This window comes from Streptomyces sp. NPDC058701, assembly GCF_042715295.1.
Taxonomy (GTDB): domain Bacteria; phylum Actinomycetota; class Actinomycetes; order Streptomycetales; family Streptomycetaceae; genus Streptomyces.
Genome location: NZ_JBHXSY010000117.1, coordinates 1 through 3,632, shown reverse-complemented (window position 1 = coordinate 3,632; position 3,632 = coordinate 1). Strand labels below are relative to the sequence as shown.

3 protein-coding genes and 1 pseudogene are annotated in these 3,632 nt (G+C 66.9%); all 4 read right to left on the bottom strand.

Translation table 11 applies throughout. The features are described from left to right. Positions 1-239: 239 nt before the first annotated feature. A complete protein-coding gene (locus ACFWW8_RS38250) occupies positions 240-1,202 on the bottom strand; it encodes a hypothetical protein (protein ID WP_386537479.1) in 963 nt (320 codons plus the stop codon). Continuing rightward, positions 1,199-1,828: an RNA polymerase sigma factor gene (locus ACFWW8_RS38245; RefSeq protein ID WP_386537477.1), complete on the bottom strand. Its 630-nt coding sequence runs from the start codon at positions 1,826-1,828 to the stop codon at positions 1,199-1,201. Before ACFWW8_RS38245 ends, ACFWW8_RS38250 begins: the two co-directional genes overlap by 4 nt. Positions 1,829-2,148: 320 nt before the next feature. Continuing rightward, positions 2,149-2,376, bottom strand: a pseudogene (locus tag ACFWW8_RS38240) (DNA primase); the annotation flags it as partial. A gap of 622 nt (positions 2,377-2,998) precedes the next feature. Beyond that, entirely contained in the window at positions 2,999-3,310 is a 312-nt protein-coding gene (locus ACFWW8_RS38235; RefSeq protein WP_386537474.1) for a hypothetical protein, read from the bottom strand. Positions 3,311-3,632 lie beyond the last annotated feature (322 nt).

Sequence of the window (3,632 nt, the reverse complement as noted above, 5' to 3'; positions counted from 1 at the left end):
GAACCCCCAGGTCAGAGTCAAGATCTAGAGTCTCTACCGAACCCGGAACGGTTCATGTACTGCGACGGTCACAACGAGGGTCGACGGGATCGCAGGACGTGAGGCAGGTCTTTGCTTTGGGTGGAGCAAGTACGCTGGGCTCCTTGTCCGCGGTTCAGTTGTGCAGCCCGGTTGATTCAGGCGGGTGGTCTTTCCCGCGGCACGTGGAAGAGACCACCCGCCTGTGTGGTGTGGGCCGACTACTGCGTTACATAGGTGGGCTGTGTGGTGGGAAGGGCGGTGCAGTGACCGACGTCATCGCCGCTGCGTAGGACGACGATGCCAGCGGATTCGTCGATGTTGAACCAGACGTCAGCGGTGTCGCTGGGGCTGCTGCGCTGGTCGTTGATGCGCCAGCGGTCCATGCCCAGCTGGTCCAGACCGGCCTGGACCGCAGTATGGGTGGCGGTGTAGGTGGCGCAACCGTCACCAGGTCCGGTACGGCCTTCGGCGCCCAGGCTGGTGTCGATGAGGTGCTGGAGCTTGCGGACCTGGGCAGCGGTAGCGCCAGCGTAGACGGGGCTGTCGTCGGGGCGGACCTGACCGACGGAGCGGCATGCCTGTTCGTCCGTCATACTCTCGGGCCGGGGATAGACGGTCACGCCCAGATCACCTGTGGGTGAGGTGCAGCTCACCAGATTCTTGTGAACGTAGGGGGCCATTTTCCCACTGCTACGGGGAGCGTTCTTGTCCGGGTGGAAACCGTTACTCCCCTCCCTTTGAGGACGGTCTTTGAATTCGCTGGCGAGCTCCTTCGATCTGTTGATGCAGGCCTGCTCCGGGGTTTCGCCGTCCTGGATGTCCACGGTGAAGGTGCCGACATCGCGGCCCAGTTCATGGGCGCAAGCCACCAGGGTGGGGGATGCGGCCGGACCGGGATCGGTGTTGATGACCACAGCGGCCACGGTGGCGCTGGCGGCAGCCAGTACTGCGGCGGGCAAGCCCAGCCGCCAGGCCAGCCGCTTCCGCTGCTTGCGCATGGCCTTCAACTGCCGGTCGGTGCTTGGGGCGGGCTCGGGGAGGGTGTGCTGGATTTCGCGCATCAGGTGGTCCTTCAGGAGCTGGTGGCGGCCTCCGGGCAGGTCCCGTTCGGCCGGGACCGGCAGCAGCCGGGCCAACTCCTCGCGTTCGACCTGGGTGGGTCGAGACGGCTTGGGGCTCATCGGGTTTCCTCCTGGGTGGGCCGGGCCGCAGGAATGCGGTCACCTTCTACCTGTCCGCGGCCGGGATCGCGGTTCCCAATTCCCGGCATCTCTGCTCCGGTGAGCTTGCGTAACTTCTTGCGAGCCCGCGACAGCCGTGAGCGGACCGTGCCCACGGGGATTCCGAGCGCCTGGGCGGCAGCGGCGTAGTCCAGACCAGACCAGACACACAGGGCGACTACCTCCCGCTCGGCGCGACGCAGTCTGGACAGCGCTGCTTGTAGGGCGATGACTTGGCCGGCGTCGTCGATTCGGCCGACCAGTTCTTCGGCGAAGTCCGGCACCACTTCATCACGGGGCAACCTGCTCACGGCGGCCTCGTGTCGCCGGGCGGCACGCCGGGTGTTCCGGGTGGTATTGGTCGCAATCCCCAGCAGCCACGGCCGCAGCGACCCGCCATCCGAGTCCACCGTTCCCCGCAGCCGCCACGCCTCCAAAAAGGTCAGCGCCACCACATCCTCGGCCGCTGACCAGTCGCCGGTCAGCCTGAAAGCATGGTTGTACACCGCCCGGGCGTAATCATCGAAGAGACATCCGAACGCATCGGGATCTCCCGCCCGTATCCGGGCACGCACACTCATCTCCATACCATCGACTGTCCGACCGACCCGGACTAGTTCCCGAAACGTGATGCACGCCACTCACACGAGTTCCTGCTCAAACGGGAGGATTTTCCGGACCTCGCCAGGGCAGCAGCCCATCAGGCGGCCTTCGCCCTCACTGTCTCAGGACACCCATCACGCCTGCTGCCGACATCGACGACGGACGGCGGAGAGGTCTGGTACGGCACGAGGGGCGGCCATCCGCCATGCCTGTCACTGGCCCGGGATGCCCGCCCAGACCGCCGCGTCCGGTCTCCCCGTCGCACTCCACACATCCAGCACGACGGGCACAGGCCGCTTCGACGGAAGAAGTCCTGCCGCATTCGGCGGGCCTTGATCCGGTTTCCGCCGGTGAGGAGTTTGACGCGGGCTCCGTCGAACTTGTCGCCGGGCTTGACCTCGGAGCAGACGATGACGCGGCGGCCGTGGAGCTCGGCGAGCTCGGCGAGCTCGGTGGGCTGGCCGTAGAAGGGGCGGGCCATGAGGAAGCCGGGCGGAGCCGCGTCGGCGTAGTCGCCGAGGAGTTGCGGCAAGGTTGGCTCCGAGTGATCCGCTCGGCCCGTGGCTTCGTGGAGGGCGCAGGGTCGATGGGTGCAAGGTCGGCCTGTGAGCAGCGGCTACAGATCCACGCCCTCGTTTCGCAGCAGCTGAGAGCTATGGCTGTCTGGGTGAGATCGCCCTCGGCTGCTGATCGGCGGGCCATGTCGATCATCGTGACCATGCCGTGCTGGGGCCCGTCCACGTCGTCGGCACTCTGGCGCTCTTCCAGGCGGGCACTCGGCACCCCGTCGGCTTGGTCCAGGACGTCGGACCAGATGCCGCCGACCCCCATGGGGTCTATGCCGGTCAGGGGCGTGAGCCACAGGTCGGCGTGGGCCTGAAGCCGTTGATCGGGGGGCCGGTAGTCCAGAGCTGTTCCGCACGCTTTGCTGACCCAGATCGGCTGGTGCCGGGCACTCCCTCGCCTATCAACCGCCGAGCCCTCAGGCAGCACTCCAACGCCCCCCGCCCGCAGGCTTGACCACTGTTGGGTCTGACAGAGATGACCGCCGCGCGCGACGGCGTTCCATGCCCGCTGTAAGGTCCACCCTCCGCCGGTCACTGCATGCGGGGGGGTAGGGTCGGTGTAGCCCGTGCCGATATGGCGTGCATGGGTCAGGCCCGGTGCCCGCTTCGATCGGGGGCAGTACCGCCGGGCCGACTCAACGCCGAGACAGGACCGGGCGGCACGATCTGCATAAGCCTTCCGTCCCACGCCACAGTCTCCGCGGGCAGGATCAGGAGCCCCGCCTCGCCGTCGGCCCAGTCCGCGCCGATACGCCGGACCTGCACCGCCACGCCCCTCGCGCCGGCCATGTACACCGTGGGGTCAACCTCCCAGCCGTGCCCGGCCAGCCATGTCTCAAGCCTGACCATGTCCGATGATGTTGCTTCACGCGGCCATAGATGCGTGTTCTCGCTGTCCATCCCAGCCCCCCCATCGCGGCCGGTTTGCCAGCCACCGAGGATCCTCCCATCCAGTGCTGACAGGTGGCTGCGTAATTTCGAGGCCATAACAGGACGCCAGTTCGATATCTGGCGTCAATCCGCAGTGGCGGCAGGCCAGGGCAGCGCACCATGGTGCGCGTTGCTTCGCCTTTCTGCTTCCGGTCACAGCGCGGCCCGTACCCCGCTAGGTTCATGATCAGTCCGCGCCGGTATGGGTGCGTGGACCAGGACCGGTTTCCCGCGCTCGATGGTGTCCCGCCGAGTGGTGTAGCTGATCTTGGCTGGGAAGTGCGCCCTCATC

Bases quoted from the DNA above. Each gene is read 5' to 3' on its own strand.
- ACFWW8_RS38250 (WP_386537479.1), bottom strand. From the start codon at position 1,202: ATGAGCCCCAAGCCGTCTCGACCCACCCAGGTCGAACGCGAGGAGTTG.
- ACFWW8_RS38245 (WP_386537477.1), bottom strand. From the start codon at position 1,828: ATGGAGATGAGTGTGCGTGCCCGGATACGGGCGGGAGATCCCGATGCG.
- ACFWW8_RS38235 (WP_386537474.1), bottom strand. From the start codon at position 3,310: ATGGACAGCGAGAACACGCATCTATGGCCGCGTGAAGCAACATCATCG.